The organism is Ancylomarina sp. (genome assembly GCF_041555295.1).
Lineage (GTDB): Bacteria > Bacteroidota > Bacteroidia > Bacteroidales > Marinifilaceae > Ancylomarina.
The window spans coordinates 1-3,546 of record NZ_JBFFKR010000312.1 but is presented as its reverse complement, the minus strand read 5'-3'; the positions used below and the strand labels follow the sequence as shown (position 1 = coordinate 3,546).

Sequence of the window (3,546 nt, the reverse complement as noted above, 5' to 3'; positions counted from 1 at the left end):
GAGATGATAATAAAAACCATACCTCCTGAAATGCCTCCGACTAAGCATGCAATAAGGAATCCTATTGTTTCTTTATCAAAGAGCAATCTCAAATCAATACTCTGATTTAATAAAGATTGGGTTAAGAATTGATAGACAAATACACCTAAAATAATTCCTAGCAGGAAATATTGACCTAAAAGTAAATACTTTGCTTGTTTGATTTTATTCCACATACTCTTTCATTTTTAAATTAACATGAGATCAAATTTATGAAAAGAATGTAATAAACAATATAACTAACATTTGTATATTCATATAGGAATGTAAAATAGAATACTTCTACTTAGTGTTTAAAAAAAAGGGATAATCGATTCATATCAATTTTCCCTTTTTATATCGTCCTTAAACGAAACCACCTCAATTAGCAGAAAGCTGACTGAGGTGGTTTTATGACTGCAATCGGCTTGACTATTGATTTGCAACATCTTCTATACTCAAATTGGCCATTCGTTCCATCTTAGAGACTTCTATACTTAGAAAGCCATACTCGTCAACAACCTTTCCTTCTATAAGGTAACAACCAGGCCCTCGAAAAGGATATGCTATGGCTGCCGGGGGAAAATGAACTGTGTCCAACCAATGACCATCCAAATCGATCCAGGTTCCAAAATACATCAGCTTACCATTACTGGCTCTGGTCGGTTTACGATGAATTAAATAGCCAACAATACGAATATAACGATTGATCAATCGTGGTAAATGACAAGCCTTTAAATCGGACGACAGTTCATCTTTTAGCAGTTTAAAAGGTGATTGTACCGATAAGCCCAGTAATTCCTGTTCGTCAAAAGCATCCTCTAAGTTATGTCTCCACAATTTTGGAAGCTGAAATTCTTTCACTTCAGTTTGGAAAAGCGTTTTCTCAGGTTTCGTTTTCTTGCTGTGTCCCAATAAAAAATGCGCATCCCACAAGAGCTCCTTTTTATCCTGACCTGTAAATCGGAAAGCTCCAATCCGTATTAAAATGACCAACTGCTCCAAACTAATGGGACAACGCTTGATAAAATCACGCAAATTCGCAAATTCTCCATTCACCTCCCTTTCCTTAATCAAAGCTTTACCTGTGCCTTTTTCCAGATCTCTTAACAAATAGAAACCCAGCCATATGGTTTTATCCTGAATCGTATTTTTCCAAACACATCGGTTCACACAAGGCACTTGAATATCTGCACCATGCATAGTAGCTTCGTGCAAATACAATTGTGCTGAATAAAAACCACCACCGTTATTTAATGTGGCAACCATATACTCCAAAGGGTAATAGGCCTTTAAATAAAGCGCCTGAAAACTCTCCACCGCATAACTGGCTGAATGTCCTTTCGCAAAAGCATAATTGGCAAAGCTTTCAATCTGTCTCCAAATATCTGTCACAAGCACATCAGCATATCCTTTAGTTTTGCAATTGGAAAAGAATTTATCTTTGACTTTTCCAAACTCATTTCTCTGCTTAAACTTCCACGACATGCCTCGACGCAAAACATCAGCCTCATCCAAAGTCAGTCCTGCAAAGTAGTGAGCCACCTTAATCACATCCTCCTGATAAACCATCACGCCATAGGTTTCTTCCAATATTTTATAGAGTTCGGGTAATTCCTTTCGCGCCTGTTCTCTCCTAGCCTTATTCTGAAAACGGATAATATATTCTCGCATCATACCGCTTTTAGCCACACCCGGGCGAATAATAGAACTGGCAGCCACCAAACGCTTGTAATCCTCAGCTTTAAGCTTAGTTAAAAGCATACGCATTGCTGGTGACTCCACATAAAAACAACCAATGGCTTGTCCTTTTTTAAGCATGCTTTTTACACGCACATCTTCCATGAATAGTTTCGTATCATAAATGTCTATATCCAATCCATGATTTTGCTTGATGATGCTTAAGGTGTCTTTAATTTTACCCAAACCTCGCTGGCTCAAAATGTCAAACTTATGCAAACCCAAATCCTCAGCTATATACATATCGAACTGGGTTGAAGGGAAACCTTTTGGTAAAAGTTCAGTCGCTGAATATTGACTTATCGGCGCATCTGCGATTAAAATGCCACTTGAATGGATGCTATTTTGACTCGGAAAACCAGCAATATATTGACTGTAACGAATCACCCATTTCCCATACTCATCAGCCTGATCAGGATTTGGATTTTTTTGCAGACGAACAATCTCTTCATCGGGCAAACCAAACACCTTACCAATTTCCCGGAAAGCTGATTTGTGATTGAAAGTAATAAAGTTTCCAAGCAGAACCACCTTATCCCACCCATATTTATCGAACAAGTATCGCGTTACATCATCTCTATCGGTCCATGAAAAGTCGATATCAAAATCGGGCGGAGAGGTTCGGAAAGGGTTAATAAATCGTTCAAAATAAAGATCTAATTCAACGGGATCAACATTGGTGATTTTTAACAAGTAAGCGACCAGACTATTCGCTCCACTTCCTCTACCAACATGATAATAGCCCTGACTTTGCGCATAGCACACTAAGTCCCAATTAATCAAAAAATAGGAACAGAAATTTAGTTCCCGAATGACCTTCAATTCCTTATTCATTCGGTCAAGAATCTCGTCTGTCACGTTCTGATACCGATACTGCAAACCATCACAGGCCAGTTGTCTTAACAACTTGAAATCATCCTCTTCCGAATTCGTAAATCGTTTTTTATTCTTATTGGTACCAAACTCAAAACTCATCTTACAAGCCGATAGCAAATTTTCAGTATTCTCAATCAGTTTCGGATATGCTTTATACAATTCCAACACGTCTGCCTGACTTCTGTATTGATCTCCAAAATCAGCTTGCTCTTGTTTTGAAAGCTTACTCAAAAGCGTGTTTTTATCAATCGCCCTTAATAATCGATGTATGTTGTAATCTCGCTTATTTCGAAAGCTCGCAGTTTGTAAAACCACTAACTTATCCTGATGATTTTTCCATTTCGTAAAAGGTAAATACGGCAAGTTCTTTGAGCTTACTCCCAGATATTCATGTTCTTTAAGCTCTCTTAGTTCAGATTGAAAAGGATAAACCACAAAGACATTGTCTAATACAGGTGCATCTTTTTCAAATAGGATATCATTGTGCAAATGTGGCTTTAGAAATTCATTAATCTCACAAAACCCTTTAGCATTTTTAGCCAACAGCACATATTGCTGTTCCATTCCATTTCGAACGTCAACACCAACTACAGGACGAATTCCAAACTCTTTTGCTCGTCTTACAAAATCGAGGCTTACAGCCGTATTATTAATATCTGTTAAAGCAATGGCAGTATGCTTGCCGGTTGATGCTTCTTTTAAAAGGTCTTCAACCGAAAGTGTCCCGTATTTGAAACTGTAATATGAATGGCAATTTAATAGCATACTTCTAAGGACAAAAGGTTAAAATTCAAAAACCGTAATTATTCATTTCTACATCTCCGCTCGATGAACGAGATGCTCATAATTATTTCCCGACAACTATCGAAATCATAATTCTTAATTCATAGCTCTTAATTATTTTACCGTCTT

General features: G+C 37.4%; 2 protein-coding genes. Both read right to left on the bottom strand.

Translation table 11 applies throughout. The annotated features are described in order from the left end of the window. The coding region (locus ABY905_RS15135; RefSeq protein ID WP_372645370.1) for a hypothetical protein at positions 1–215 on the bottom strand (215 nt) is incomplete at its 3' end. 235 nt (positions 216–450) lie between these two features. After that, on the bottom strand, positions 451–3,399 hold the full coding sequence (locus ABY905_RS15130) for a DNA polymerase III subunit alpha (RefSeq protein WP_372645368.1): 2,949 nt from the start codon (positions 3,397–3,399) through the stop codon (positions 451–453). Positions 3,400–3,546 lie beyond the last annotated feature (147 nt).

Bases quoted from the DNA above. Each gene is read 5' to 3' on its own strand.
- ABY905_RS15130 (WP_372645368.1), bottom strand. From the start codon at position 3,399: ATGCTATTAAATTGCCATTCATATTACAGTTTCAAATACGGGACACTT.